This is a genomic window from Alteromonas alvinellae, assembly GCF_902705805.1.
On record NZ_CACSIH010000091.1, the window covers coordinates 1 to 26,914 of the forward strand.

At 41.5% G+C, this 26,914-nt stretch carries 26 protein-coding genes and 2 pseudogenes; 22 read left to right on the forward strand and 6 right to left on the reverse strand.

From position 1 onward, the window contains the following. Positions 1 to 39: 39 nt before the first annotated feature. From ACX5KA_RS05680 to ACX5KA_RS05695, 4 genes and pseudogenes are all read left to right on the forward strand, one after another. Positions 40 to 1,956, forward strand: a pseudogene (locus ACX5KA_RS05680) (efflux RND transporter permease subunit); the annotation flags it as partial. Continuing rightward, the gene (locus ACX5KA_RS05685) at positions 1,949 to 3,421 is read left to right on the forward strand and encodes an efflux transporter outer membrane subunit (protein ID WP_458730634.1); all 1,473 of its coding nucleotides are present in this window, start codon (positions 1,949 to 1,951) and stop codon (positions 3,419 to 3,421) included. The pseudogene ACX5KA_RS05680 and the gene ACX5KA_RS05685, both read left to right, overlap by 8 nt. 148 nt (positions 3,422 to 3,569) lie before the next feature. Further along, complete coding sequence (locus tag ACX5KA_RS05690; protein WP_041452610.1) at positions 3,570 to 4,586, forward strand: phospholipase A; 1,017 nt, start codon at positions 3,570 to 3,572, stop codon at positions 4,584 to 4,586. Between the two features lie 372 nt (positions 4,587 to 4,958). After that, entirely contained in the window at positions 4,959 to 5,906 is a 948-nt protein-coding gene (locus ACX5KA_RS05695) for an FAD-binding oxidoreductase (RefSeq protein WP_024024124.1), read from the forward strand. A gap of 195 nt (positions 5,907 to 6,101) precedes the next feature. Here the strand turns inward: ACX5KA_RS05695 and ACX5KA_RS05700 are convergent, their stop codons facing one another. Further along, positions 6,102 to 6,326, reverse strand: coding sequence for a hypothetical protein (locus tag ACX5KA_RS05700; protein ID WP_013786018.1), 225 nt, complete (start codon positions 6,324 to 6,326; stop codon positions 6,102 to 6,104). Positions 6,327 to 7,528: 1,202 nt separating this feature from the next. On the opposite strand from ACX5KA_RS05700, the gene istA reads away from it, so the two are divergent. Together istA and istB are read left to right on the forward strand one after the other, a co-directional pair. Beyond that, positions 7,529 to 9,049 (forward strand): IS21 family transposase, encoded by a 1,521-nt coding sequence (gene istA, locus ACX5KA_RS05705; RefSeq protein ID WP_202940959.1) that lies wholly within the window; start codon positions 7,529 to 7,531, stop codon positions 9,047 to 9,049. 14 nt (positions 9,050 to 9,063) lie between these two features. Continuing rightward, positions 9,064 to 9,837 (forward strand): IS21-like element helper ATPase IstB, encoded by a 774-nt coding sequence (istB, locus tag ACX5KA_RS05710; RefSeq protein WP_289133214.1) that lies wholly within the window; start codon positions 9,064 to 9,066, stop codon positions 9,835 to 9,837. Between the two features lie 193 nt (positions 9,838 to 10,030). On the opposite strand, the gene ACX5KA_RS05715 is transcribed toward istB, so the two are convergent. From ACX5KA_RS05715 to ACX5KA_RS05725, 3 genes are read right to left on the reverse strand one after another with little or no spacing between them, the layout of a single operon-like run. Then, a complete protein-coding gene (locus ACX5KA_RS05715) occupies positions 10,031 to 10,345 on the reverse strand; it encodes a non-heme iron oxygenase ferredoxin subunit (protein WP_013786015.1) in 315 nt (104 codons plus the stop codon). Between the two features lie 8 nt (positions 10,346 to 10,353). Beyond that, complete coding sequence (locus ACX5KA_RS05720) at positions 10,354 to 10,824, reverse strand: aromatic-ring-hydroxylating dioxygenase subunit beta (RefSeq protein WP_031214878.1); 471 nt, start codon at positions 10,822 to 10,824, stop codon at positions 10,354 to 10,356. A gap of 3 nt (positions 10,825 to 10,827) precedes the next feature. Next, positions 10,828 to 12,081 carry an aromatic ring-hydroxylating dioxygenase subunit alpha gene (locus tag ACX5KA_RS05725; RefSeq protein ID WP_013786013.1) on the reverse strand — a complete coding sequence of 418 codons (1,254 nt, stop codon included), beginning with the start codon at positions 12,079 to 12,081 and terminating at the stop codon, positions 10,828 to 10,830. Between the two features lie 158 nt (positions 12,082 to 12,239). On the opposite strand from ACX5KA_RS05725, the gene ACX5KA_RS05730 reads away from it, so the two are divergent. Beyond that, positions 12,240 to 13,148, forward strand: a complete 909-nt coding sequence (locus tag ACX5KA_RS05730) for a LysR family transcriptional regulator (RefSeq protein ID WP_458730635.1) — start codon at positions 12,240 to 12,242, stop codon at positions 13,146 to 13,148. 79 nt (positions 13,149 to 13,227) lie between these two features. Here ACX5KA_RS05730 and ACX5KA_RS05735 read toward each other — a convergent pair whose 3' ends face one another. After that, positions 13,228 to 14,154 carry a LysR family transcriptional regulator gene (locus tag ACX5KA_RS05735; RefSeq protein WP_024024126.1) on the reverse strand — a complete coding sequence of 309 codons (927 nt, stop codon included), beginning with the start codon at positions 14,152 to 14,154 and terminating at the stop codon, positions 13,228 to 13,230. 117 nt (positions 14,155 to 14,271) lie between these two features. On the opposite strand from ACX5KA_RS05735, the gene maiA reads away from it, so the two are divergent. From maiA to ACX5KA_RS05800, 13 genes are all read left to right on the forward strand, one after another. After that, positions 14,272 to 14,913 (forward strand): maleylacetoacetate isomerase, encoded by a 642-nt coding sequence (gene maiA / locus ACX5KA_RS05740; protein WP_013786010.1) that lies wholly within the window; start codon positions 14,272 to 14,274, stop codon positions 14,911 to 14,913. A gap of 58 nt (positions 14,914 to 14,971) precedes the next feature. Then, positions 14,972 to 16,003 carry a cupin domain-containing protein gene (locus ACX5KA_RS05745; protein WP_013786009.1) on the forward strand — a complete coding sequence of 344 codons (1,032 nt, stop codon included), beginning with the start codon at positions 14,972 to 14,974 and terminating at the stop codon, positions 16,001 to 16,003. Between the two features lie 34 nt (positions 16,004 to 16,037). Beyond that, positions 16,038 to 16,736: a fumarylacetoacetate hydrolase family protein gene (locus ACX5KA_RS05750; protein ID WP_024024127.1), complete on the forward strand. Its 699-nt coding sequence runs from the start codon at positions 16,038 to 16,040 to the stop codon at positions 16,734 to 16,736. A gap of 33 nt (positions 16,737 to 16,769) precedes the next feature. After that, positions 16,770 to 17,090, forward strand: coding sequence for a non-heme iron oxygenase ferredoxin subunit (locus ACX5KA_RS05755; protein WP_458730636.1), 321 nt, complete (start codon positions 16,770 to 16,772; stop codon positions 17,088 to 17,090). A gap of 24 nt (positions 17,091 to 17,114) precedes the next feature. Further along, the gene (locus tag ACX5KA_RS05760; protein WP_458730637.1) at positions 17,115 to 18,566 is read left to right on the forward strand and encodes an aldehyde dehydrogenase; all 1,452 of its coding nucleotides are present in this window, start codon (positions 17,115 to 17,117) and stop codon (positions 18,564 to 18,566) included. Between the two features lie 49 nt (positions 18,567 to 18,615). Beyond that, positions 18,616 to 19,611 (forward strand): dihydrodipicolinate synthase family protein, encoded by a 996-nt coding sequence (locus ACX5KA_RS05765; RefSeq protein ID WP_458730638.1) that lies wholly within the window; start codon positions 18,616 to 18,618, stop codon positions 19,609 to 19,611. Between the two features lie 11 nt (positions 19,612 to 19,622). Continuing rightward, positions 19,623 to 19,886 (forward strand): hypothetical protein, encoded by a 264-nt coding sequence (locus ACX5KA_RS05770; protein ID WP_458730639.1) that lies wholly within the window; start codon positions 19,623 to 19,625, stop codon positions 19,884 to 19,886. 18 nt (positions 19,887 to 19,904) lie between these two features. Next, positions 19,905 to 20,732, forward strand: coding sequence for a DODA-type extradiol aromatic ring-opening family dioxygenase (locus ACX5KA_RS05775; RefSeq protein WP_024024132.1), 828 nt, complete (start codon positions 19,905 to 19,907; stop codon positions 20,730 to 20,732). Positions 20,733 to 20,755: 23 nt separating this feature from the next. Next, positions 20,756 to 22,102 (forward strand): aromatic ring-hydroxylating dioxygenase subunit alpha, encoded by a 1,347-nt coding sequence (locus ACX5KA_RS05780; RefSeq protein ID WP_458730640.1) that lies wholly within the window; start codon positions 20,756 to 20,758, stop codon positions 22,100 to 22,102. A 14-nt stretch (positions 22,103 to 22,116) separates the two neighbouring features. Further along, entirely contained in the window at positions 22,117 to 22,704 is a 588-nt protein-coding gene (locus tag ACX5KA_RS05785; RefSeq protein ID WP_013785991.1) for an aromatic-ring-hydroxylating dioxygenase subunit beta, read from the forward strand. Positions 22,705 to 22,803: 99 nt separating this feature from the next. After that, positions 22,804 to 23,601: a 3-(cis-5,6-dihydroxycyclohexa-1,3-dien-1-yl)propanoate dehydrogenase gene (gene hcaB / locus ACX5KA_RS05790; RefSeq protein WP_458730641.1), complete on the forward strand. Its 798-nt coding sequence runs from the start codon at positions 22,804 to 22,806 to the stop codon at positions 23,599 to 23,601. A 78-nt stretch (positions 23,602 to 23,679) separates the two neighbouring features. Then, positions 23,680 to 24,294, forward strand: coding sequence for a 2-hydroxychromene-2-carboxylate isomerase (locus tag ACX5KA_RS05795; protein WP_024024135.1), 615 nt, complete (start codon positions 23,680 to 23,682; stop codon positions 24,292 to 24,294). Next, on the forward strand, positions 24,291 to 25,658 hold the full coding sequence (locus ACX5KA_RS05800; RefSeq protein ID WP_458730642.1) for an OmpP1/FadL family transporter: 1,368 nt from the start codon (positions 24,291 to 24,293) through the stop codon (positions 25,656 to 25,658). Before ACX5KA_RS05795 ends, ACX5KA_RS05800 begins: the two co-directional genes overlap by 4 nt. Before the next feature lie 311 nt (positions 25,659 to 25,969). Here ACX5KA_RS05800 and ACX5KA_RS05805 read toward each other — a convergent pair. Beyond that, positions 25,970 to 26,395: pseudogene (locus ACX5KA_RS05805) on the reverse strand (IS66 family transposase); the annotation flags it as partial. A gap of 78 nt (positions 26,396 to 26,473) precedes the next feature. Here ACX5KA_RS05805 and tnpA point away from each other — a divergent pair. Together tnpA and tnpB are read left to right on the forward strand one after the other, a co-directional pair. Continuing rightward, complete coding sequence (gene tnpA, locus ACX5KA_RS05810) at positions 26,474 to 26,758, forward strand: IS66 family insertion sequence element accessory protein TnpA (RefSeq protein ID WP_024016272.1); 285 nt, start codon at positions 26,474 to 26,476, stop codon at positions 26,756 to 26,758. Then, a partial coding sequence (gene tnpB, locus ACX5KA_RS05815; protein WP_458730643.1) for an IS66 family insertion sequence element accessory protein TnpB occupies positions 26,758 to 26,914 on the forward strand: 157 nt, incomplete at its 3' end. The genes tnpA and tnpB, both read left to right, overlap by 1 nt.

The following is a 26,914-nucleotide window of genomic DNA, read 5'->3' on the forward strand; positions in this document are numbered from 1 at the left end:
TTTAGAGGGGAAAATCCCTAGAACCCCAATCTACTTACCCTATTAGCGATGGTGCTAGCGATTGGCTTAGTTGTAGACGATGCAATTGTTGTAGTAGAAAATATTCATCGTCACATTGAAGAAGGACTGTCCCCAGTAAAAGCTTCGCTTTTGGGCGCCCGAGAAATAGTATGGCCAGTGGTTGGTATGACTATAACACTAGCCGCGGTCTATGCTCCAATAGGCATGATGGGAGGTGTTACTGGCGCTTTATTCAAAGAGTTCGCATTTACCCTCGCCTGCTCGGTAATTGTGTCGGGGGTCGTCGCTCTTACTCTGTCTCCGATGATGAGTAGCTATATGCTCGACGCTAAAATGTCTGAAGGACGATTAGCCCAAATAATAGATCGAACCATGACCGGCTTGGCAAATCGTTACGGCAAGCTGCTTAGTTATGTATTGCACGCAAGAGCCGCGGTTTTATTTGTTTGTGTCGCCATTCTAGCAGGCATAGTCGTGTTATTTATGGGGGTTAATCATGAATTAGCACCAGGCGAAGACCAAGGTTATGTTTTTGTTCAAACCAAATCTCCCCAATACGCAAGTGTAGATTATACAGAGCAAGCGACGCTGGAAGTTGAAAATGTGTTCAGACAACTTCCTGACTATCAAGCAAGCTTCTTCGTGAATGGACTAGATGGGCAGAATAGCGGGTTTGGTGGTGTCGTACTAACGCCTTGGGATGATCGTAAAATGAATACCAACGAAGTAGAAGGCATTATTAACGGTCAATCTGGAAAAATTACCGGAGCTTTTGCTACAGCCTTCCAACCGGCACCGTTGCCTGCGGGTAGCGGTGGCTTACCTGTTCAAATGATTCTGCGCGCACCATCTGAGTTCTCTGAACTGTACAAAACAATGGAAGGAATTAAAGGTGCAGCATGGGGTAGCGGATTGTTTGCTTTTGTAGACAGCAATCTGGCTTTTGACAGTCCACAGGCTCAAATCTCTATAAATGCATCTAAAGCAGGCGAGATGGGCGTTAGCATGAATGATGTCGCAGAGACACTAGCCGTTCTTGTTGGTGAAAACTATATTAACCGATTCAATTGGTTCGATCGCTCTTACGATGTAATTACTCAAGTGCCTCAAAGCGAACGACTAGCCCCTGATGATTTATCAGGATACTACGTTCGAGCCCAATCAGGTGAGATGGTGCCGCTATCCACGGTCGTTGATATAAAAGTCACCCCACAGGCCAATCGGTTACCACAGTTTAACCAAATGAACGCTATTACCTTGTCCGGCGTCCTTCTACCGGGAGTAACCATGGGACAAGCTGTTGAGTTTTTACAGGCACAACCACTTCCTCCTGGCGCTCAGATAGACTGGATGTCCGACAGCAGGCAATTTGTCAAAGAGGGTAATCGCTTAATCATCTCCTTTGGATTTGCGCTGATCGTTATATTTTTAGTCTTAGCTGCTCAGTATGAGAGCTTCAAAGACCCATTGGTAATTTTGATTACAGTACCGCTAGCTATTTGTGGGGCCCTAATTCCACTTTGGCTAGGATTTGCAACGATGAATATTTACACCCAAATTGGGCTAGTCACCCTAATTGGGCTCATATCTAAACACGGTATTTTAATGGTGTCTTTTGCCAATGATATTCAGAAACATCAAGGCTTGAGCCCTATGGATGCAATGCTACACGCAGCAATGATTCGTATGCGTCCGGTTCTAATGACTACGGCTGCAATGGTATCAGGATTAATTCCTTTGATGTTTGCCACAGGAGCGGGTGCAGCCAGTCGCTACTCCATTGGCTTAGTGGTTGTCACAGGTCTACTGATCGGCACCTTTTTTACACTATTCGTATTGCCCACTATTTACACTCTGCTTGCCCGCGATCACCGCGAAACCTCAGCTTCTGAGCGCGAGCGAGAGTTACTGGAAGAGGATTCAAATCATGCATAAGATTAAGGCTTATCGTGCGCCCAAGACTACATTACTTTCCCTCACCTTGATGCTGGCACTTGGCGGTTGCTCACTTGCACCAGAATACAAGAAACCAGAGAACCCGGTGTCGGCAAGCTGGATATCAAACGAAGCAAATAGAATCGAGAATAAATCAACTATTTCATCTGGCGCACAGGTCAACTGGCAGGAATTTGTTAAAGACCGCCATTTAGCAGCTCTTATCGAGCTAGCGTTAAATAGTAACCGTGACTTGAAACAAACACTGCTTAATGTCAAAGCCGCTCGAGCTCAATACGGCATACAACGAGCGGATACGTTGCCAACAATCGCGGTACAAAGCACTGCAACACGTCAACGAACCCCAGAAGACTTAAGAATCCCTGGTATGCCAAGCGTTCAAAATACGTATCGCGCTGGTGTGGGATTTACTTCGTTTGAGCTTGATTTTTTCGGAAGGGTTGAGAATATGACGGAGGCTGCACTTCAGGAGTACCTTGCAACCGAAGAGGCGGCACAAAGCTTACGCATTAGTCTAATAGCTGACGTTATTCAAAGCTACCTTGTTTATCAGGGCGCAGTGAAACGCTTAGATATTGCTGAGCAAATTAAGCTATCAAGAGAAGTGACTCAAAGCAAAATCAAACAACGTCAGGCTTTTGGTGCGGCTACAGCTATAGAGTTTCAGGATGCCCTCGCTTTAACTTTACAATCCTATGTCGAAGTAGAGCGGTTAAAACGGGAGCAAGAATTAGCGCAGAACGCACTGACTCTGCTAGTGGGAGTTCAGGACATAACTCCAATGCTAAATAAAATATCCTTAGATGAGTCTCCAATCGTAGACGAGATCTCACCTGGTGCACCTTCTGAACTTCTGATATTCAGGCCTGATATTCGTTCTGCAGAGCATCAGTTGATGGCAAGAAACGCAAATATTGGAGCGGCCCGAGCAGCATTTTTCCCTAGCATTTCACTTACCGGTTTTTTCGGGGCTTCCAGTATGGAGCTATCAGAGCTATTCAATAGTGGACAGCGCAGTTGGTCTTTTTCTCCACAGCTATCATTACCCATTATTGACAATGGCAGAAACCAGGCGAATCTTGAGTTAGCAAAAATCCGTAAAGATATTGCCGTAGCAAATTACGAACAGACCATACAATTAGCATTCAAAGAAGTAGCAGATGCTCTCGCCTCCATTGATACTCTTCGGCGCGAACAAACCGCTCAGGAGAAGCTAACTGAAACAAGCAAAGAACGTCTTCGTCTGTCCAGGGCCCGTTACGAAAATGGAATAGATGACAACCTCAGGTTTCTTGATGCTCAACGGGAAAATTTAACAAGTCAGCTAGCAGCGATTAACGTTAGAACTCAAAAGCAGATAGCTATATCTACCTTGTATCGTTCGCTTGGAGGAGGCTGGTTTAGTGGTGCTGACAGCGCTGAGCAGGTTAGCCAGATCAAATAGCGTTGTATTCATAGAACTGGTTACAAGGAAGTAACCAATTCAGCTTGTTGAAAAAAGCCCACTGTTTTGACTTGCTTTGTCAGAGTCAGGATCTTTAGCTATCTTAGTATGGTGTTGACTGGATTTTGATGCCTTCGGTATATCTACTATGTTATTACTTCGTGCAACTTATGCAGCTTTACTTCTTACATGTAGCGAATATGCCAACGCGCAATTAAAAGAATGCGTTATGAACGTTTATGAGAGCGGCGACGACTCAATGACACTTAGCGAAATCCGGGATAAGTGCGGAGCGCAAACATCGGAGATAGAAGTTGACAGTATTAAACCTATAGCTGCTTCTTCCACGACCCCAGGATTAATATCAAAACGCTTTAATAATGAATCCCGCACAGAGTTTGAACCCTATGTAATAACACCTCATAGAGTCAATTTTTACTTACCTTTTTACACTACAAACTCGATTAATAAATTTGCTTATCAGACTTATGGTGGCTATGAAGAGAACCTTGAGGATTTAGAGTCTAAATTTCAGATAAGTCTGAAAGTCCCTCTTAATCACAAAAGCCTCTTTATCGAAGGTGACGGTATTTATTTGGGTTTTACCCTACAAGCGCTCTGGCAGGTCTACTCGAGCAACATTTCTAAACCCTTTCGAGAAACCAACTATCAACCGGAAATATTCTACGCAGCCCCTTTAGGCTGGCAACCCTTCCAGAGTAATACAGGTTTTATCCTCGGGTTCGAGCATCAATCTAACGGACAAGCTCAGCACTTATCCCGCAGCTGGAACCGCATTTACGGCAGCTTTCTACTTGAGAAGGAAAACTTTGCGCTGTCGTTTCGCCCCTGGTACCGAATAGAAGAAGAAGCAAAGGACTTCCCACTCGATCCAGATGGTGACGATAACCCTGATATTAATGAGTACATGGGCCATTTTGATCTGGAAATGGTTTATAAATGGAACGAATTACAAATAGGCTTCACGGGTCGCCGGAATTTCGCCACACATAAAGGCTCAACTGAATTCAGCCTAACTTTCCCACTTTGGGGAAAGTTGAAAGGTTATGCTGTGATGTTTAATGGTTATGGGGACAGTTTAATCGACTACAACTATAGCCAGACAAGATTCGGATTAGGTCTGGCGCTTAACGAACGATTATAAGTTAAAACAGGTAAAGTCCTGACTAAGTACGCGAAAGCAATCCGTTTCGAACGGTAGAATTGTTTTCAGTTCAGAATCTGTCTGCTTATTGTTTTATGCTAGAAAAGAAAAACAACATCGAACCTGATATTCCGACAGAAAGCTTACAATTCATAAACAAAAAACAATATTAATATAAACAGTGCCTTACAAGCATATTCGACAAAAATATGGAATATATAGACTACAAAGATATTAAAACTACGGAATATTGTCTACTCCAAACATGAATGATATTAATATCGTGTATTAGATTCGTTAGCTATCTAAATTATAGATGACTCAGTACACTCAAGGTTTACGCAATACACAATTTTAAGTACAGAGGTTGCCATGAGAGTTACTGTATCCCCATTAAATAAAGACATAAATGTTGAGGCAGGCTCAAACTTGCTGGAATCTCTTCTAGCAAATGATATTCCAATTTCATACAGTTGCATGTCTGGACAGTGCAATACCTGCCAGTGCACGTTAACATCGGCAAGTAACGCTGGCAGTAAAGTGCTAGCGTGCATGACTCAATTAGAAACTGACTGTTCAATAGAAATCCCGGAAGTCGACGAAATTGTTACTCATCCGGCGAAAAAATTAAAGGGCACGGTTACAAGCATTGAGCAGCAGACCCACGACATAATTAAAATAAAGTTGAAAACCAATAAGCCATTAGAATTTACTGCCGGACAATATGCTTTATTGGAATTTGCGCCAGATGCAAAGCGCCCCTATTCAATGGCGGGATTGGACCAGGACGATGAACTAGAGTTTCATATCCGTATCGTTCCTGGGGGCCGAGTGACTCCTAAACTCGCTGAGACTTTACGAGTTGGCGATAAAGTGAAAGTGGCTGGGCCTAGAGGTGCCTCATATCTACGTAAGGCTAACAGCGATCCCATTTTGTGCATCGCAGGAGGAACTGGGTTCGCACCAATGCTATCTGTTGCTAGAGGCGCTCTGGAAGCGGGTTTACAAAATGACGTATTTTTTTACTTTGGCGTTCGAACCATAAAAGATGTTTATGGAATAGACATTCTAGAGCGCCTTAGCAATGAATATAAGAACTTCAGCTACAAAATAGTAATCAGTGAATCAGGCGATGAGTCCAGTTATGCACAAGGGTTTGTAACCGACATAGTAAAAGACGATTTTGACACTTTTGCAGACTGGCGAATCTACCTTGCGGGCCCCCCGCCGATGGTTGAGGCTGCTCAAGCATTAGTTGTTGAAAAAAACGCAACTCTCGCTAATGTTTATGCTGATGCATTTTATGCAACAGGCGATTGATAGCTTAAAGTAAGTCTAAAGGCTCCGGTAATTGTAACCGTTAATTGGCCGAGCCTTAGTCAAGCTATTCTCTTCCAAAGCTGCAAAAGCAGCTTAAGGAACCCATTCCTGATTGGAGTTTGGATGAAGGGAGAATGTCAATAATGTTGTTTAATCAGTTTCTTTCAGATAAGAAAATTCATCTATTTCCAAAACCTAATTTGGAACCGACATATCTTGGCTGAGGTCATTGCTGGATAATAAATAGTTATAATAATCCAGAATTTCACGTTCGAGATTATTTTTTAAGTCATCCGGCAGGACAACACTTGGCGAGCTTTCGACCTCTTTTAAAATATGAGATTCAACGTCTAGGAGATTCTTAGCACAATATTTACGTCCGAACGGATCTTTCTCTAGATAAGAATCTACATTATCCAAAATGTATACATCCTAGGAAGTCTCGATATCAGACAAGGTGTCTTGAAGGAGAGTGATCCACTTTTTAGCATCGTCACTGTACTGTCCTACAAAATTTTGACCATTGTAGACTACTCTTGCTCCGGTAAGGATAGAGCTGATGAACTACTATTGCGGAAAGAATTAGCGTTTGCGAACAGGAAGCTGAAAAGATACTGGCAGCCTACAAAACCATTTGTAGACGGCTTTAAGAATCACGATTGCTCTGATTTAGTCGGTCTGCGGAGTTGTTAAGCCTACCTAGAGTATTTCGATCACGTACTTAACGTATTCGAAATTGCTGACATCAGGTGGCTTCGATGATTGCTTTTTACATTGCCTAGAGCCATTTGGGCAGTCTGGCAAGCTCAATCAACAGGAACCTGGTGAACGGTTACGTATATTGTCAGCCAGAACTTCTCTAGCAGTTTGATGTGGGTTGCGATGTCATAAAACAGCAGGCCAGCCTTTCTGGATTGTCGATTTTGATTCCATACACCGACAAAAATACTAAGGGGTTACAATAACGACGAAACAAAGCAACACTAGCAAGATGAGTGCTATCACAGCCGGAATTGAATGGGCAAACTCCTTATGCCGCCAGAGTGTTACAACAGCAAATATCATAATGACAGTTGCTAATGCTGAGCCATATAAACGTGTTCCTTGATAAAAAATCAGGCCTGCAGCTATGAGCTCGAGAATAGCTGTAACTATGAAACCATTCAGGGTAGCCCCATAATTTAAATTGTGCGCGGGTAGTATCTTTAGCAGGTATATTGACGAAAAACCCAACCACCATAAACCCGCCTAAAAGTACTGATAAAACTGTTTCTAGGTCAAAACTCATATCACCCAACTTAAAATAATCTTCATTAGTAGATAGTTGAAAGCAATCATTTGCTTAAAACATTACTTACTCATAAACACAATGCACTGCCAGTACCTGAGAGTATGGCTATGCGTTTGATTCTTAAAAAGAACAGTGTTAATTGGCACCGCTATGGATCCATTCCGTTGGCGGCGTAATCGATCCACCCCATTTGCACCGTAATCGATCCACCTGATTAGCGGCGTAATAGATCCACTTTGACCTGATTTTTCCCCTCAAACTTCTGTTTAACTCGCGTATCGTTGACTGTTTTTCAGTCTGGAGAATACGCATGGCAAACCGGAGGTTTGAAATGTACCAATACCGACACATCCTCGTTCGAATGCGAATGGGTGATTCCAATCGTGCGATTGCCGACAGTGGTGTCGCTGGCCGTAATAAAGTGAAAGCGATTAAGCGCATCGCTCTTGAACATGGCTGGCTTGAGCTGGATAAAGATCTGCCTGATGACACGCAACTCGCGGCTATTTTCGGCGAAAAGCCACCCAATCCAACAACCACTTCATCCGTTGCACCATACGCCGATAAAGTCGATAAGTGGTATCAAGATGGTGTGCAAGGCACAACGATCCATCAGGCGTTGGTGGATAAATATGGTTTCACTGGCAGCTACTGGTCGGTGATCCGTTATCTCAAAGTGCTGGCTGAGAAAACACCAGTTCCTACTACTGTCATTGAGTTTGCGCCCGGCGATGCCGCACAAGTGGACTTCGGCGCGGGCCCACTAATTGTGGATACTCGGACCGGCGAGCTGCGTAAAAGTTGGATCTTTGTCATGACACTGGCCTGGAGTCGGCATATCTACGCTGAATTCATCCGCGACCAAAGCGTGGCAACCTGGCTGGCCTGCCATCGTCGGGCCTTTGAGTGGTTCAACGGTGTGCCCAAACGGGTCGTTATCGACAACCCTAAATGTGCCATCACCAGGGCCTGCTATCACGATCCTCAGGTTCAGCGAGCTTATGGTGAATGTGCTGAAGGCTATGGCTTTTTAATTGCCCCATGTCCTGTGCGAGATCCGCAGAAGAAAGGGCGCGTGGAATCTAACGTCAAGTACATCAAGAACAGCTTTGTGCCTCTGAAGGAATTTCGCAGTCTCAGTGATGCCAATGCACAGCTTAAAAGTTGGTTGCTGTCCGTCGCCGGCAATCGTAAACACGGCACCACAAAATGTCAGCCACTTGAGCGTTTTACTGAGATCGAGCAGGCATTGCTTAGTCCGCTACCGGAAGTGCCACCTGAACAAGCCGTCTGGGCTAAAGTAAAGGTACACGGTGATGGACACGTACAGTTTGAACACTGTCGTTACTCAGTACCTTACACTCTGATCCGAGAAACACTGTGGCTGAAAGCCAGCGATACCATGGTGCGCATCTATCAAAAGCATGAGCTTAAAGCCACGCATGCCCGAATGCATCATCAGGGTGGCCGCGCAACGGTACCTGAACATCAACCGCCCGCCGCGCAAGCCTACAACATGCAGGATCCGCAGTATTGTCTGGCTCAGGCGCAGCGGATTGGCGAGTCCTGCCATGTGTTTATTAAGCGCCTGTTTGCCAGCCGCGTACTGGATAACCTGCGTGCTGCGCAAGGTGTTGTGGGCCTTGCCAAACGCTACGGAGCTAAACGTGTGGAAGCCGCCTGCTTACGCGCCCTGACCTTTGACAATGTACGTTACAGCGCCGTTAAGAAGATCCTTGAAAAAGGACTGGACCAGCAACCTGATGAATCTAGCACCTTCGATACGTTAAGCGATGCTTATACCGGCGGTGGCCGCTTCCACCGAGATCCCAACAAACTTCTCCCTCACTAAAACAAGGAAAAAGCATGATCAATCCGATCCCCGAACTCACGCCATTACTGAAACAACTGCGCCTCTCTGGTATGACGGACTCATTAGCGATGCGTAATCGTGAGGCCATTGAACATCAACTCAGTTATCCCGACTTCCTGGCTTTACTGGTACAGGATGAAGTGGCCAGACGTGATCAGAAAAAGTATGCCACACGCCTGCGACGTGCCGGCTTTAGAGGCAATAAGACGCTGGAAAGCTTCGACCTGAACGCTAATCCCAACCTAAACCGCGCGTATATCAATGAACTGGCTGATTGCCGGTTTATTGATGAACATGTGGCGGTGCTGCTCGCAGGCCCGTGCGGCACGGGCAAAAGCCATCTGGCACAAGCCATCGGGCATTGTGCTGTACAAAAAGGCATAGATGTCTTGTTCTTCACTCAGGCAAAACTGCTTGCGAACTTGCATGCAGCCAGAGCCACGAATACCTATGAGAAACGCTTCCAGACGTTAGCTAAAGTAGACCTACTCATCATTGATGACTTCGGTTTAAAGCCTCTTAAATCCCCTCAGGATGAAGACTTCCACGACTTAATCGATGAACGATATGAACAAAAATCTACAATCATCACCAGCAACCTGGACTTCAGCGAATGGGGTCAGGCATTCCCAAATAAACTGCTTGGTGCTGCCACGCTCGATCGGCTCAGACACAATGCCTATCGATTGGTTTTAGAGGGCGAAAGCTATCGCAAATTACGTGAGAACAAAGATCAGACTGGACGAGGAGAAAAAAGCAAGAAATAATCCCCCTGTTTGAGGGCGAAAATGACGGTTTAAAGTGGATCCATTACGCCGCAAATGGGTGGATCTATTAGGGTGCCAATCGACAAACAGTAGTGACAAAAAAACAGACACTCAGTTTTCACTGCGAGTGTCTGTTGTGGCAAAAATGATTAAAACTCGTATTCCCGTCCAAAAGTCTAGGGAAGGAAATTACTTATTCAAACCGAACGAGAATTTTTTCACCGTCCAAAGAGGTTTCATAGGTTTTGATATCTTCAGTTAATGGTGCACACATAGCCTTACCAGACTTGATACAGAACTTCCCCTGGTGAAGGGGGCATTCTATTTCACCGTCTTCAACGAAACCATCGCTCAGCAACGCCTGCCCGTGGGTGCATACATTATCGGTAGCGAAAACCTCACCATCAATTAAATAAAGTGCAACAGGGTGCCCATTTACATTAATACCAATTACATCATCTTCTATAAGATCTTCTTGATTCGCTACAGGTATCCAACTATTACTCATGTTTCACCTCATATCGGATATATCAGAGAGTTGAGAATCATGTCATTGTCAAAAACGCAGACTCGGGATTGCAATAGCAGAGAGTCACCATCAATGACGAAGCGATCAACATACCGCCCAACATTGAAAACCTCCGCTATACCGTCATTCTTAGTTCTAAATACAGAGTAATTGGCCTGAGCATCAATAAAGTCTTCACTGCTACTAATCACTCTTGGGGCTGAAACGACATGTTTCTGCATGTATGGGTCATGAAAAATGGTTTCTGTAACACCATATATACGATCTTTTAGCATGCCTTTACCCTCTAGAGACAAAGCAGCCATAGGCAAATCTCGATCGTAATTTTCGCGCGATTGAATTTTATAAATACAATCATCTGTAAACATGTTAAACCAGCTATCCCACTCTTCCAGGTCAATACTCGCTGCATAATCCTGATAGAACTGGGTCAATTTTAAGTAAAGTTCTGTAGTCATCACTTAAACCCCCATCTGCTTGCGCCAATAATCGTACATACCTCGGATAAGAGTTTCAGATACCATATGGTCAGTATGCTCAATATCCCGTCCCCCTAACTCAACCAGAGTTTGATAGTCTTTTTTAGCTTCAAAGCCCTCTTGCGAAAACTCGATAACTTCACCGTCATCAGCTGAGACAAATCCTGCAGGACCAAATAAGTTAGCTTGCCGTAACCGTCGCTCCGTTAACTCAGGAGTATCATCCTCGTAGCCAAAGTGAGTCCATACGAAGTCAAAGGAGCCATTACCATTAGGCTGAATATGCCTGGTGCTAACACTGTTAACCTGTTGCTGTAGAATTACGCTTGGAAACACTGTCATCATTACTGCTGTAGGACCATCCCACCATTCTTCAGGCTGCACATCCAAAAAGCGCGGATCATTCAATTGCATCTCTTCTTTGAAACTACTGACGTTGGTAGTTTGCTCATTTTTACCACCACTGCCTCGGGTAGAAATCATGGCCGCGTGACGATAATGTTCATCCATTTTGAGTTCAGAGCGATTATCTGCTCGCCATAATCCAAAAGTAACAAACCACGTGTGCAACAAGCCCGGGTGATAAGGATCTTTGATATTTTCCATCATCAGTTTCCAGTTACCCGGAATCCGTTGCTTGTTATATCCCAGAACCTTCAGTTTTCGTCCATTAAACATGCGGTCAAAGTAGTGCAACATTTCAGGGCCAAGAAAGTCTTCAAATGACTCAACATCATGATCAAAACTGGCGAAAACAACCCCACCTCGTTGAGCAACCTTTAGCTGAGTTAAGCCATGTTCTTTTGGTTTAAAGTCTTTTGGCATTCCGCCCTTTACTTGACCATCCTGCTTAACACCACGGCGAAATGGAACACCCTGCAAATCACCTTCTAACGTATAATTCCACTGGTGATACGGGCATACAAAGCTCTGTGCATTACCATGTTTCTTACGGCAAAATCGCATCCCTCTGTGAGCACAAATATTCTCTACAACATGAATTTCGCCTTGCTCGTTACGCACCATAATTACAGAACGCTCGCCGATCACGGTACGTTTAAAGTCACCTGGTTCAGGTATTTCTGCTTCAAGACCAACATAACACCAGTGTTTTTTGTAAAAGATATTTTTAAGCTCTTTCTCGTATATACCTTTATTGGTATATGCCCAGAATGGAATTTTACTTGTATCGTCAAACTTCCACTCTGTTTCGCTTAAGAGTTCTTGATTATTCACATGACTCTCCTCTTTGTGTTAGGTGTACCGCTTTGAAAGCAACAGAAATAACAATTCATTAACCAAATAAGTTGCCTGCGACTATAAATTCTGTAATGATATTAAGAAAGCTAATGTGACTAATAAACGATATTAACCAGACTAATATGTTGTGAATTATGATTGAGCTTCAAGACGTCGATTTAAATCTACTTGTAATATTTCAGCTAATGTATAAGGAGCGCAAAACAGGAGTAGTAGCAGAGCAACTCAACTTATCTCAGCCTGCTGTGAGTCACGCTATTGGCAGATTAAGGCGACTATTTAATGATGAACTATTTGAGCGTACAGCAAGAGGTATGCGGCCAACTCCGTTCTCTGACAACATTTATTATTCTATAAGCCAGGGATTAAGCACTCTTCATGATGGAATCAACTTTCAAGATAAGTTTGATCCCAACGACAGCAGCAGGATGTTTAAAGTTGTCATGACAGATTTAGGCGAAATGTATACTCTTCCGCGACTACTGGACTACCTTGCGAAACATGCTCCAACTGTATCAATCAGTACTGTTAGAGAAGCTGACGGCTCGCTAAGAGATGACCTTGAGTCAGGCAACATGGATCTGGCATTAGGCCTTATTCCGCAGTTAGAGGCTGGGTTTTATCAACGTCGGTTGTTTGAGCAACGGTATGTATGTTTAATGCGCAAAGGTCATCCACTAAGTAAAGGAGAATTTAGTTTAGAACGTTTTGCTGAAGCCGAGCATATAGTTATCGAAGCCAAGGACACAGGTCATGTGGGCGTTGAGAAATGCCTTAAAAAAAGTGGTATAGCCAGAGTTATACGATTACAGCTTCCAAATTTCATGTCAGCACCTTATATAGTTGCTCAAACAGATCTTATTGCAACAGTTCCAGAAACATTGGCCATGACCACAAAAGACAGCCTCGGTCTGGAGGTACGAGAACATCCTGTAGAAATTCCCCCAGCCCAAATCAATCTGTTTTGGCACAAACGTTACCATCAGGACAGTGGCAATATGTGGTTGAGAAACGTGTTATATGACATTATCCCGTCAAATTAGTCGCATTTAATTGAACAGTCGCTCAGAGTTTTGCGCACCTTGATTACAAATATTTTGATAGATAGTTTATCAAGCTTTTTCAGTCCTCATTTAACATACAACTAGCTTCTCGGAAACATTCTAAAAGGGCTTCCACGGCTTTATCATCGACTACCTCATCTCGCCAGCACATACCAACAGAGCCATCGTCTCCAGCGACGTCAATATTCAGGGGCTCCATAAAACCTCTACGTTTAAAATGATTTGCGACTTCTTCTGACGCAACGGACAACATATTCGAATGCTGCAGTAACCAAAGATTAGCGACCTGAGACGAGGATTCAACCCTGTACATGGGAGGTTTTTGCCCCGCGAGAGTTAAGGACGCATCAAACTTACGCCGGATAGGTGATCCATCAGGCCAAACTATCCAGTCGAACATTAACAGGTCATCCCAATATAACGTTTTCTTTTGTGTTAAAGGGTGGCCAGGCCGGGACACGATGCAAATATTCTCACTGTAAAGGTGTTCATTATGAAACTTAGAACTTGGTTGGTAATTGTCTAAACGTCCAACTACTACGTCTAAATCACCTCGAGCTAATTGAGACAATAAAATATTCATTGTACTTTCTTGCACGCGGACACTGGCTTGTGGGTGTAATTTAAGAAACTTCGCAATCGCTGTTGGTACGAAACTTGGCGCTGATGCTGGCGAGGTTCCAATTGCTATGGTTCTGCCTGAACCATTTTTCGCTGCACTGATATTTTCTTGTGCGCGCTCTATTTCTGCTTGAATTCGAATGGCGTGTTCCAGCAGTAATTCGCCTAATAATGTAACTTGTAAGCCCCTCGCCTTTCGCTCAAAAAGCACTCCCCCTACATCCTGTTCGAGCTCTTTTAACCAGCGTGATAACGCAGGCTGAGTAGTGTAAAACGCGTTCGCTGTCTTGCTTAAGCTTTTTGACTCGTTTAAATGAATGAGCAGGCTTATATGCTTTAGCTTTAAATGTCGTGACCAATCCATACAACATACCATTAGTGATATACATCAATGATTATATATCATTTGTCGTTATATGTAAGCTATTACAAAATACAGCTATCACTTAGTGACCTGACTAATTATGTAATAGGGGTCTTTATGCAGCTTTACAGTTTCTTCAATAGTTCAACATCTTATCGCGTACGTATAGCACTAGCTATCAAGGGTATTGCTTACGAATACAAGGGTGTAAATATACGGATAGGAGAGCAAGCATCTCCTGAATATCTCAAGTTAAACAAGTCTAAGGGGGTGCCTGTTCTTATCGCAGACGACGAGTTTCAGTTAACCCAGTCGCTTGCCGTTATCCAATACTTAGATGACTTGCAGCCATCGCCATTATTAATCCCTAAAGACCCAAAAGCGAAGGCCCGTGTTTTAGAACTTTCAAACGCAATTGCTTGTGACATGCACCCGGTAAATAATTTAAAGATCCTCGGCTACTTAAAGAATGAGCTAAAAATTACAGAGGATCAGAAGAACGCATGGTATCAACATTGGGTTGCAGAGGGGTTTTCAGCTGTTGAAGCGCTACTCGAAAAATATGGTGAGGGCCCCTACTGCTTTGGTAGCTCACCAACCCTTGCCGACTGTTGCTTAGTACCCCAGGTTGCCAATGCTCTCCGTTTTAACTGTGATCTATCATCATTCGAGAAAGTTATGCGTGTTTATCAACATTGTATATCACAACCGCAATTCCAACAGGCAGCACCAAAAAATCAACCCGATTTTTCTGATTAATAGATGAAGCTGTTCTCTTAATATCAGAAATCTTTGTGTCCTTAATAAGGAGTAAACAATGCAAACTTTAGGAACACTTGAAGAGCTTCCAAAAGATTATCGCGATCAATTAGAGTCTAAAAATCTGGTTCCTCTATGGCCAAGCATGCGAGCGGTATTGCCATATAATGTGCCATCTCGTAAAACAACATCACTAAACTGGGATTTTGAAACGCTACGCCCCTTATTGTTAAAAGCTGGCGAACTTACTCCCATGGAAAAAGCTGAACGTCGGGTACTAGTGTTAGCCAATCCAGGGCATGGTTTAACTAACATGCAAGCGACTCCCAGTATTTATATGGGCATGCAATTAATTCTTCCTGGTGAAACTGCGCCGAACCACAGACATACACCAAACGCTGTGAGAATAATTGTTGAGGGAGAAGGTGCCTACACCACCGTAAACGGCGAACCATGTCGTATGGACCGAGGGGACCTTATTTTGACACCCTCAGGTATGTGGCACGAACATCACCACGAGGGGGACGGGCCTATTGTATGGTTAGATGTGCTTGATCTACCCCTTTGCTACTACCTTGAAAGCTCTTGGGCTATAGAAGGCGAACCACAACCTAACAAACGGCCATCTGATAAATCATTTGCCGAATACAGCGCAGCAGGCATTGTACCCAGCATAAACTATTCTCGAGAAAAGTCGCCAGCCCCAATGCTTCGTTATCCCTGGGACAAAACTCGAAATTGCCTGGTTGAAATGTCAAAAATTTATTCTGAGGGGCTGTTACGTATCAGCTATATCAACCCCGAAACAGGAAAAAGTTTATTTCCCAGTATAGGCTTTGGAGCAATCATGCTACGCCCAGGAGAGACCATCACACTGCCCAAACGAACCACTGCATGTATATTCCATGTAGTTGAAGGCGATGGACAGGTCGTTGTAGATAATTCAAATACTATCGAATGGATTGAAAAGGATACTGTATCTGTACCCGGCTACACAAACATTACACTAATCAATAAATCATCAGGTTCACCAGCATTTCTGATTTCTGCTGATGAAGAACCGTTACACAGTTACCTTGGCATCTATTGATTTAACTAAACACTATAATTAGCGAGGCGTATTTATGTCTGGACAATATCTTTACCCGGTTACTCCACCCTCTTCAGTTGAGGTTGTAGGTGAGGAATCACTTTATAATGTCAATCGTATTTTTTGCGTTGGCAGAAACTATCTTGCGCATGCCTCAGAAATGGGCGTAGCGGTTGATAAATCAAAGCAAGAGCCTTTCTACTTTCTGAAAGATCCAAGCACTTTAATACCGAGCGGTTCTGCGATTTCTTACCCACCACAAACATCGAACTACCATCATGAAATGGAATTTGTTGTTGCTATTGGTAAATCAGGTTTTGAAATTACCGAGGACGAAGCGGACTCCTATATTTACGGTTATGCATGTGGTTTAGACATGACCCGTAGAGATCTTCAGCTTAAAGCTCGGGAGACTGGACGTCCTTGGGATCTAGGCAAAAATTTTGAGGAATCAGCTGTTATTTCACCCATAGTGAAAGCGTCAGACAGTGGAATTATCAACGAGGGCTCTATTGAACTCACAGTAAACGGCCAAACTAAACAGTCCTCTGATCTCAACCTTCTAATTTGGAGTGTAAAAGAGATCATCGTTCATTTATCAAAGTTTTATCATCTACAGCCAGGAGATCTTATCTATACAGGAACTCCGGAAGGTGTTGGCCCTGTAGTTTCAGGCGATAAGATTGAAGGTGCTATTGAAAAACTCGGTAATATCGAATTAACGATAAAATAATTAAATTTTTCAAACTTATCGGGGTTAAGAAGTATGACTGAAAAAAAATTAATCAAAGCAATCGAAGTAATTAAAGTACCAGAAGATGATGTCATTGGTGTTGATATTAATGGCTTAAATTTAGCTATCTATAATGTAGAAGGTGAAATTTTTGCTACTGATAATATTTGCACACATGGAAATGCTAAATTATGTGATGGATTTCTTGATGGGTACAATATCGAGTGTCCTCTTCACCAAGGTCAGTTTGATATTCGAAGTGGCAAGGCTTGTACTAGCCCTTTAACGGAAGATATAAAATCGTATCCCACAAAAGTAGGTGACGATGGGTTTATATATATATCAATGGCTTAATGTAAATATAATGAGGAAGTTTTAATGAAAACACAGCTAATCATAAATAATAAGTTTGTCGATAGTGAAAGTAAAAACACATTTGAGCGTTACAACCAAACGCTTGGTGAGGTTGTAACATCTGCGGCAGCAGCGAGTGTCGCAGATGCAAATAATGCAGCTGAAGTTGCACAAGAAGCATTTAAATCTTGGTCTAAAACTGGGCCTACAGAACGCCGTAATGTTTTATTAAAAGCAGCAGATATATTAGAAAGTAAAACAGCTGAGTTTATTGATGTAATGGCGAAAGAAGTAGGCTCTTCAGGGCTATGGGCTGGCTTCAATGTCATGTTAGCAGCTAATGTTTTTCGTGAAGCTGCAAGCTTAGCAACTCAAATACAAGGTGAGACTATTCCAACAGATAAGCCTGGGACACTTTCAATGACAATACGTGAACCCGTAGGTGTTATTTTGAGTATAGCACCGTGGAATGGGCCTATTGTATTAGCGGCTCGGGCTATTGCTTACCCTATTGTTTGTGGAAATAGTGTTGTATTTAAAGCTTCAGAAGTAAGTCCTAAAACGCATAGTTTAGTTGTTGAGGCTGTTATTGAAGCAGGTTTACCGGCGGGTGTTTTAAATTTACTGTCCAATAAACCAGAAGACGGTGAAAGCATTGTTAATGCTTTAATTGAGCACAAAGCTGTACGAAGAATAAATTTCACAGGATCAACCCGTGTTGGGCGTATTATCGCACAAAAAGCTGGTTATCACTTAAAACGATGTCTATTAGAATTAGGTGGAAAAAGCCCTCAGGTCATTCTTGATGATGCAAATTTAAAAGAAGCAGCAAAAGCGGCAACTTTTGGATCATTTCTATATCAAGGACAAATATGCATGACTACTGGCCGTATTATTGTAGATGAATCTGTGGCTGATGAATTTGGTGAAATCTTTGCTAAACTTGCTAGCAAGCTACCTGTTGGAAATCCCTGCGATAATAATGATTGTATTGTAGGACCAGTGGTAACGCAGAGTTCAGCCGAACGCCTAAATGGCTATATTGATGACGCGTTGTCCAAAGGCGCTAAACTGATTACAGGTGGCAAAGCAAATGGCACGGTGATGAAACCTACTATTCTTGATCATGTCACCTCTGATATGGAAATTTACCATGAAGAATCTTTCGGTCCGCTAATCTGTATGGTTAGAGTTAAGAATGCTGATGAAGCATTACATACAGCAAATGACACACCCTATGGCTTATCCGCTGCTGTATTTGGTAAGGATGTCAATAGAGCATTACAAATGGCTAAAGATATCAATGCAGGGCATTGTCATGTCAATGGTACAACAGTCCAGAATGATGCTCAAGCACCTTATGGTGGAACCAAAGATAGCGGTTGGGGACGATTTGATGGACGAGCGGTTATCGATGAATTCACAGAATTAAAATGGATCACAATTGAACCTATAGCTCAAGATTATCCAATTTAATTATGGATGAATAAAGCACACTAACAACATATTATATAAAGAGATAATAATGACAAATTCAAGTAAAAAGAAGTTAATGACCGTTGATGATGTACATGGACTTTGGGCTATTATGCCAACACCCGCAAAAGATGGGGCTTCAGACTGGCGCATGCAAGATACGGTAGATTTAGAAGAAACTGCACGCGTAGTAGAAGAACTTATTGCATCAGGTGTTAACGCTATTATTAGTACAGGGACGTTTGGCGAAGGTGCTACATTAACTTACAATGAAAAAATCGTCTTCATGGAAACTATCGTTAAAACCGTTAATGGCCGTGTACCTTATTTTTGTGGCACAACAGGATTAAATACGCGAGACACTATTGAGTTAACGAGAAAAGCAAGTGAAATTGGTTGTGATGGTACAATGCTAGGATTACCAATGTGGCAATTGTGTGATGTACAAACAGCTGTCCAATTTTATAAAGATGTTGCAGAAGCTTGTCCTGACATGGCGATTTGTATTTATGCAAATAATGAAGCCTTTAAATTTGATTTTCCACGTCAGTTTTGGGCGCAAGTAGCAGAAATACCACAAGTAATTACTGCTAAATATCTTGGCATAGGTTCACTTGTTCCTGATATGAATTTAAGTCAGAGAAAAATTAGATTTCTTCCTCTGGATGTTGACTTTTATGCAGCGGCACGTATTGCTCCTGAATTTTGCACTGCATTTTGGACAAGTGGAGCAGTATGTGGCCCCGCCCCAGTATTAAAATTACGAGATGAAGTAAAAAAAGCAAGTAAAACTGGAGACTGGGATGAAGCTCAGAAAATTTCAGGACAAATTGCTAGAACATATGCAACATTATTTCCAAACGGCTCGTTTAAAGATTTTTCAACTTATAACATCAATTTAGAAAAACATAGAATTAATGCTGCTGGTTGGATGAATGCAGGTCCATGCCGTCCTCCTTATATTTTTACACCTGAAGAGTATTTAGAAGGTGCATATAAATCAGGTAAGGCTTGGGCTGAGTTACACCAAAATCTTTCTAAATAAAGGAGGTCAATATGTCAGTTTATACAATTGAACGTGTGTTATGGGATCTACAAGATTCTGATGAAAAAGCGGCTCTTTATCGTGAGCAGCCGAATGAAATTTTAAATCAATATAATTTAACCACTGATGAGCACAGTTTGCTATCAGATATGGATATTGAGTCAATGGTCTCTTTAGGTATAGACCAGATGTTAATGTTTATGGCATGGCAGGCAATCAATGGCCCTCAAGGGAGCCCCGAATATATGCAGCGTCTTAATAGCATTAAATCATAAAATATTTTAGGAGTTTATATGTCTCAAATTATCAGTGGCTTTTTAATGCCCCATGACCCATTAATCGCAGCAATGCCTGATGCACCACCTGTTGAAAAACGTGATTCATGCATGAATGCCTACAAGGATATTGTTGAAAGAGTAAAAGAACAAAATATAGATACCGTTATTATCATTGGTGATGACCATTATACCGTTAATGGCCCTTATTGTGTACCACAAGCTATGATTGGTATTGGTGATGTAGAAGGACCAAAAGAACCTTGGCTAGGGATCCCTCGTGAGAAAATAGCTAATAATGAAAGCCTTGCTAAACATATTATGGATTATGGGCATACTCATCAAGTTGACTGGGCAGCATCAAAAACATTAATAGTTGATCACTCTATCGCAATTCCCGTTGAATATGCCGTAAAACCAATAAAAGATTTAAAAATTGTGCCTATTTATATTAATTCGGGTGTTGAGCCTTTTATCAATAGTAAACGTGCTTACGAAATTGGTTTATCAATTAAAGCAGCAATCAATAGTTGGTCAGGAAACGAACGTATTGCCGTTTATGGTACAGGTGGAATTAGCCATTGGCCTGGTATGGCTCAAATGGGTAGTGTTAATGAAGCATGGGATCGTAAAATAATCGATCTTATCTGTAAGGGGAATGTTGATGAGCTAATAGCCATGAGCGATGAAGAAATATTGCGTGAAGGAGGAAATGGCGGGTTAGAAATAAAAAACTTCATATGTGCAATGGGGATTCTAGATGGCTGGACTGGGGAAGAAATAGCATATGAAGCAGTACCCGAGTGGGTTTGTGGTTGTGGCTATCTAGAAATGAAAATAAAATAAAATTTTACAAAAAGGAACATTCTATGTCAAATCAAGAAGAAAATTTAATCGATGTTAACCATGGAACACAATTACATAAAGTGCATGGTGATCAAAAAGTTTTCGAGCAGGAGCTTGAAAATGTATTTGGCCGTTCATGGCTATTTTTAACTCATGAATCTATAATTCCAAATCATGGTGATTATGTTGTTACTAAAATGGGAACAGATGAAGTAATCGTTAGTAGACAAGAAAATGGTGATGTTAAAGCATTTTTAAATGTCTGCCGTCATAGGGGCGCGCAATTGTGTCCACACGAAGCAGGTAATGCTAAAGGCTTTGTTTGCTCTTACCATGGCTGGGGGTATGGCAATACTGGTGAATTACAATCCGTACCTTTTGATAAGGAGGTTTATGGTGGCTTACTTGATAAGTGTAAAAACTCTCTACATGAAGTGGCAAAAGTTGAAAGTTATAACGGCTTCATTTATGGCTGTTTTGATGAAAACTCCCCATCATTCTCTGATTATTTAGGCGATCTTAAGTGGTTTTTAGACCCTTACTTTGAACATTCGGGTGGCCTTGAATTAATTGGACCTCCTGCTCGTTGCCTAATTAGAGCGAACTGGAAATGCCCAGCAGAAAACTTTGTGGGTGATGCTTACCATGTTGGCTGGACACATGCTTCAGCACTACGTACTGGTGAATCAGTTTTTACACCACTGGCAGGAAATAGTACACCTCCAACTGAAGGTTTAGGTCTACAAATAACCAGCAAATTTGGGTCAGGGCTAGGTGTGCTGTGGGATGCTTATGCAGGTATTCATGATAGTTCATTAATTAACGACATGATGCAATGGGCTACCATAAAAGAGCAGCAATTAGCCGAAAAAATTGGTGCTGATCGTGCCAGAATTTATCGATCTCATTTAAATACGACTATCTTTCCTAATAATAGCTTTTTAACAGGATCAGGTGTATTTAAAACTTGGCAGCCTATCGATAAAGATACCACAGAAGTTTTTACCTGGACAATGGTAGAAAAAGATATGCCAGAAGAACTTAAACAGCGTATTGCTATGTCAGTCCAGCGTACTTTTGGTGTTGCGGGTTACTGGGAAAGTGATGATAATGACAATATGGAATCCGAAACATACATGACAAAAGGTTTTCAAGCTAAAAATAAAAATCTTAATGCCCAAATGGGTATTGGAAATGATGTTTACAATGGTAAATATCCTGGTGTTGTTAGTGAGTCCGCTATTGGAGAAACAAGTTATCGTGGTTATTATCGTGCGTATAGTGCCTTTATAAATGCTAATAGCTGGCATGAGATAGAAGACAAAAGTAGTAATTGGGCTGATATTTTAACAAATGCAAAAACCAAATAATTAAGGGATAAAGTATGACTGATACAACTAAAAATAACGAACCGTTAGCCCTTGAAAGTGATATTGCTTTTGACGAACTAATTAAAAACACACAGGTATCTGAAAGTTTAAGACAGGAGGTTTCTTCGTTTCTTGCTAGAGAGTCAAGATTACTAGACTCAAGAATGTATAGGACTTGGCATAGTGAAATATTAAGCCCTGATATCACTTATGCTGTTGTTAGCAAAGAATTAAGATCTATAAAAGAACGGCGCTATGACCAACCTGATACCGTCTATTTGTTTAATGATGATCATCGTCAATTAGGTATTCGTATTGAACATGATCTTGATCCTCAAAACTGGCGGAGTAGTCCGCTAGAAAGGTATTGCCGTATACTTAGTAATATTGAAATTGGCCAAGAACAAGGCAGTTTAGATTTAGAAGTACGTTCTTCTTGTATCTTAACTCGTGGCAGAAGAGCCTACCAAGTAGATCAGTTTTTTTACACTCGGACTGATATTCTGATACGTGATGATCAAGGTCAACTCAAGTTAAAATCCCGTTACATTGAATATCCAGAGCGAAGTATTTCTGGCCATAATATGCTGGTATATCTATAAAACCATACGCTATTAATAAAAGTACTTTGCCATAACAAAGTACTTTTACATGTATATATTAAAACTGAATAACAACTGACTAAAATAAAGAGAAATATAATGAAATTGCAAAATCAAGTTGCCATTATCACAGGAGCTTCTTCAGGAATAGGCTTAGCCGTTGCAAAACGCTTTATCAGCGAAGGAGCAAAGCTAGGGCTTTTGGTTAGAACTGAAAAAGATGCCAAAATGCTACAAGATACTTTTGCTGATAATGTTGTAGTAACCATAGGTGATGTTAGAAATTATGACGATAACGAAAAGCTTGTTCAATCAACTATTGATAAGTTTGGAACACTAGATTGTTTTATAGGTAATGCAGGTATTTGGGATTATATGACACCAATAAACTCAACAGAAGCTAGTCTATTAGAATCAGGTTATCGTGATTTATTTGATGTTAATTTACTTGGTTATATTCTTGGTGCTAAGGCCGCGTTACCTGCACTTAAAAAATCTAAAGGCTCTATGATTTTTACTGCATCATCATCAAGCTATTCATTAGGTGGAGGAGGTCCATTATATGTTGCGTCTAAACATGCGGTTTTAGGCTTTATTAGAGCATTAGCATGGGAGTCAGCTCCAGACATTCGTATTAATGGTGTTGCTGCTGGTGGCACATTAACACCACTATCTGGCCCTGAGAGTTTAGGCTTAGGTGGGGCAAGCCTTGAAACATCTGACGGAATAGAAGAAATGATTGGTGCTATGACACCACTAAAATTTGCTTCCAAGCCAGAAGACCATGCAGGAATATTTGCATTATTAGCCTCAAGAGAAGATGCCAAGTATATTACTGGCACTGTTATCTTAAGCGATGGCGGTATTGGACTAGGCATGAGACCTGATCAAAAATAGCAATACAACGTATCGCTCTATAGTTTATATCTATAACTTATATGGTTGTTCTTTACTTTTACATTGGAGATAAATGGCTTGAATATAAATTTCTTTTTTGATTTTTTAAGCCCTTTTTCATATTTAGCTAGCGTAAAACTTGCAAAGCTAAGTGACGATACAATTCATAATATATGCTATCACGCTATTGATTTAGCACGTGCAAAAAAAGCAATCGGAAATATCGGACCTACAAATCGAGATATGCCAGTAAAGCTATCTTACCTAAAGAAAGATATAGATCGGTGGGCAGAGCTGTATGATATCCCATTAAAATTTATACCTAATTTTAATTCAGAAAAATTAAATATAGGTATGTTTTATACTGCGGATAAAGATATCCAAGCAGAATATGTCAATCTTGCATTTTTTTTAACATGGGGAAAAGGAAATGCACCTGATAGCCCATTAGTTTTTGATGAAATTTGTAAAACACTGAATTGGGAGATAAAAGAATTCACCCATTTTATTGAATCAGATATAGGCATAAAAGCCTACCAGAAATCTACTGAAAACGCGATTAAGAAACATGTCTTTGGTGTCCCAACTATGATGATTGATGAGAATATGTGGTGGGGAAATGACCGTATTATATTTTTAGAAAAATTTTTAAATACAAATAATAAACAAATAAACAGAAGGGAAAGCAAATGAAATTAATAAAAAATAAAATAGCCTTGTTAATCTTAAGTTCTACAATAGTAACTTGTGCTCATGCAACCGATGTATTTAGATTAGAAGGCTTTGGATCAATATCTAAAGCAATGGGTGGGACAGCCACGGCCTATGATGTTGGACCAGCAGGCATGATGTCTAACCCTGCAACATTATCTTTAATGAAAGAGGGTACACAGTTTTTGACAGGTGTAGACATTATCGTTACTGATATTTATACCCGAAATTTATCTACTGGCGAAAAAGCTTCTTCTCATTCCAATTCTCAGAATAGAGGTCCTTATTCCATTCCTCAGCTTGCTATCACTTACCGCACAGGAAAATATACAGTAGGTATTGGTGTTTTTGGCCAAGGTGGTATCGGTACTGAATATGGCAACTCTTCATTTTTATCACAAGCTACTGGTGGCTTAGATACAAATTTAGACGTATCCAGCCGCCTTTTTGTTTTAAATATCCCTTTTGCCATAAGCTATCAGTTCAATGAAAAATTGACTATAGGGGCAAGTATTGATGCCACATGGCAAGGATTAAATCTTAATTTATTATTAGGCGCAGATCAACTAGGCTCATTAATTCAAGATGGCAGAGTAAGTGGGTCAATGTTGCCTACATTAGGAGAATTTCCTGATTTAAGAGGTGCCCATATAGGGTTTACAGAAAACAAGCCTGTTAGTAACGGCATAAGCTCATGGGGTGTTACTGCTAAAATGGGATTAACGTATAAAATCCAAAAAAATACAACCTTAGGTATGTCATACAGTACCGAAGGGTATATGAAAGATATGACAGGTGATGCTACGTTAACTGTTGTTGATGCTGTTGCTGGACAAGTTCCTGTAAATGGTGACGTACGCCTTAAAGATTTTAAATTACCCGCTAATATTACAATAGGCATAAGCCATAAAATTTCACCTGATTGGATGATTACATCAGACTTCTCAAGAGTATTTTGGGAAGATGCAATGAAAGATATCGATATCACCTATTCATCAGAAATGGGGCAATTAGGGATTTTACTACCTCAAAATTATTCAGATATATCAATATGGTCAGTAGGAACAAATTATCATTATCAAGATTGGGAATTTAGAGCCGGATATAGAACTGCAACAACGGGATTGAATAACAAAACACTTGCACCAACTATCCCAGCATTACCAACAAAACACTTAACAGCAGGCTTTGCTTATAACTTTAGCAAATACTCTACTCTAGATTTTGCATACTCCTATGGATTCGATGGAAAAATGAAAAACACTAGCCTACCGATGACACCTGTACCTATAGAAGCATCAAATACGTTAAATAATTTTTCAATTTCTTATACGCGAAATTTCTAATATATTATTCTGTATATGGAACAGATCCACCCAAATATAGGCAGAAAGTCTTTATCCAATTTTATCATGCAACGATGATAATTGATATGGTTGGATATAATTTGACAGGGCAAACGGCACGGCTTGCGCATTTTGGGGTTTCGCGCCCATCCCCTCGAAATGAACCTCAAGCCTATTTTATGACCAACTAGGAGTTTTGTTAGTTACTTCTGATTGGGTTTTGTGCCCATCCCCTCGAAATCGGCATTAGGATGAAACTTTATCTTTTTTAGGGTTCTCTTCTTTGTAAGCGCTCAATGAACCGGTGAAGGTTATTCTGCTTCACCTAAATCAACATTCCACGGCAGCAAATCAGACAGTTCATCTGATGGTGCACGCTTGGGTAATTCCGTAAAGAGATGACGGAAATAGTAGTAGGGATTCAAATCATTGGCACGGCAGGTCATTACCAGGCTGTATAAATTCGCACTGGCTTTAGCGCCACCCACCGACGTCGAGAACATCCAATTTTTTCGCCCTGTGGTAAATGGCCGGATATCCCGCTCTGTGACATTATTATCAATACTGATATCCCCATCTTCAAGATAGGTCAGTAATTTGGGCCATTGATTTAAGGTGTAACTAATGGCTTTACCTAATGCCCCTTTAGGTAAAACATGTTGGCTGTTTAGCCAATTGTAAAATTCATTGAGGATAGGTTCGGCTTGTTGCTTTCTCAGCTGTTGACGCGTAAGCGATCAATTTAGACCGTCTTTTCCCGGCGGAGCTACCCCGTAAAATGGTCCCCGTAGATTTTACTCACGGAGACTTAATCGATGGCAACAAAAAGACGAACACGCGAGCAATGGCAGGAATTGATTGATAAGCAAGCAGCAGGCGAACTGACAGTCAGTGAATTTTGTGCACAGCATGCGTTAACAGTATCAAACTTCTATCTGTGGCGTAAAAAACTGAGCGATGATAGCCAATCGCTTGCGCAGCAAGATAACTGGCTTGCCTTTGATATGCCAGCAAGTGCGAACCAGAGCGCAGGCTCTGCCTGGGAGATTGAACTGGCATTACCCGGTGGTGTGGTGCTGCGGATGAACCGGGCTGCCTGATGTTACCCTTATCCAATGGGCGTATTTGGCTGTATACCGGTAATACGGATATGCGCAAACAGTTTGATGGGCTGGCGGCACTGGTACAGGGCAAACTGGGGATGCAAGCGCATTGTGGTGACTGGTTTGTGTTTATCAATAAGCGCCGTACTCAGC

What these genes read in the sequence shown, in the direction of transcription:
- ACX5KA_RS05800 (WP_458730642.1), top strand. Translation starts at nt 24,291, where the DNA reads ATGAAATTAATAAAAAATAAAATAGCCTTGTTAATCTTAAGTTCTACA.
- istA (WP_202940959.1), top strand. Translation starts at nt 7,529, where the DNA reads ATGTACCAATACCGACACATCCTCGTTCGAATGCGAATGGGTGATTCC.
- ACX5KA_RS05750 (WP_024024127.1), top strand. Translation starts at nt 16,038, where the DNA reads ATGTCTGGACAATATCTTTACCCGGTTACTCCACCCTCTTCAGTTGAG.
- istB (WP_289133214.1), top strand. Translation starts at nt 9,064, where the DNA reads ATGATCAATCCGATCCCCGAACTCACGCCATTACTGAAACAACTGCGC.
- ACX5KA_RS05785 (WP_013785991.1), top strand. Translation starts at nt 22,117, where the DNA reads ATGACTGATACAACTAAAAATAACGAACCGTTAGCCCTTGAAAGTGAT.
- ACX5KA_RS05760 (WP_458730637.1), top strand. Translation starts at nt 17,115, where the DNA reads ATGAAAACACAGCTAATCATAAATAATAAGTTTGTCGATAGTGAAAGT.
- ACX5KA_RS05780 (WP_458730640.1), top strand. Translation starts at nt 20,756, where the DNA reads ATGTCAAATCAAGAAGAAAATTTAATCGATGTTAACCATGGAACACAA.
- maiA (WP_013786010.1), top strand. Translation starts at nt 14,272, where the DNA reads ATGCAGCTTTACAGTTTCTTCAATAGTTCAACATCTTATCGCGTACGT.
- ACX5KA_RS05685 (WP_458730634.1), top strand. Translation starts at nt 1,949, where the DNA reads ATGCATAAGATTAAGGCTTATCGTGCGCCCAAGACTACATTACTTTCC.
- ACX5KA_RS05755 (WP_458730636.1), top strand. Translation starts at nt 16,770, where the DNA reads ATGACTGAAAAAAAATTAATCAAAGCAATCGAAGTAATTAAAGTACCA.
- ACX5KA_RS05775 (WP_024024132.1), top strand. Translation starts at nt 19,905, where the DNA reads ATGTCTCAAATTATCAGTGGCTTTTTAATGCCCCATGACCCATTAATC.
- ACX5KA_RS05730 (WP_458730635.1), top strand. Translation starts at nt 12,240, where the DNA reads ATGATTGAGCTTCAAGACGTCGATTTAAATCTACTTGTAATATTTCAG.
- ACX5KA_RS05770 (WP_458730639.1), top strand. Translation starts at nt 19,623, where the DNA reads ATGTCAGTTTATACAATTGAACGTGTGTTATGGGATCTACAAGATTCT.
- tnpA (WP_024016272.1), top strand. Translation starts at nt 26,474, where the DNA reads ATGGCAACAAAAAGACGAACACGCGAGCAATGGCAGGAATTGATTGAT.
- ACX5KA_RS05690 (WP_041452610.1), top strand. Translation starts at nt 3,570, where the DNA reads ATGTTATTACTTCGTGCAACTTATGCAGCTTTACTTCTTACATGTAGC.
- ACX5KA_RS05765 (WP_458730638.1), top strand. Translation starts at nt 18,616, where the DNA reads ATGACAAATTCAAGTAAAAAGAAGTTAATGACCGTTGATGATGTACAT.
- ACX5KA_RS05695 (WP_024024124.1), top strand. Translation starts at nt 4,959, where the DNA reads ATGAGAGTTACTGTATCCCCATTAAATAAAGACATAAATGTTGAGGCA.
- hcaB (WP_458730641.1), top strand. Translation starts at nt 22,804, where the DNA reads ATGAAATTGCAAAATCAAGTTGCCATTATCACAGGAGCTTCTTCAGGA.
- ACX5KA_RS05715 (WP_013786015.1), bottom strand. Translation starts at nt 10,345, where the DNA reads ATGAGTAATAGTTGGATACCTGTAGCGAATCAAGAAGATCTTATAGAA.
- ACX5KA_RS05720 (WP_031214878.1), bottom strand. Translation starts at nt 10,824, where the DNA reads ATGACTACAGAACTTTACTTAAAATTGACCCAGTTCTATCAGGATTAT.
- ACX5KA_RS05735 (WP_024024126.1), bottom strand. Translation starts at nt 14,154, where the DNA reads ATGGATTGGTCACGACATTTAAAGCTAAAGCATATAAGCCTGCTCATT.
- ACX5KA_RS05745 (WP_013786009.1), top strand. Translation starts at nt 14,972, where the DNA reads ATGCAAACTTTAGGAACACTTGAAGAGCTTCCAAAAGATTATCGCGAT.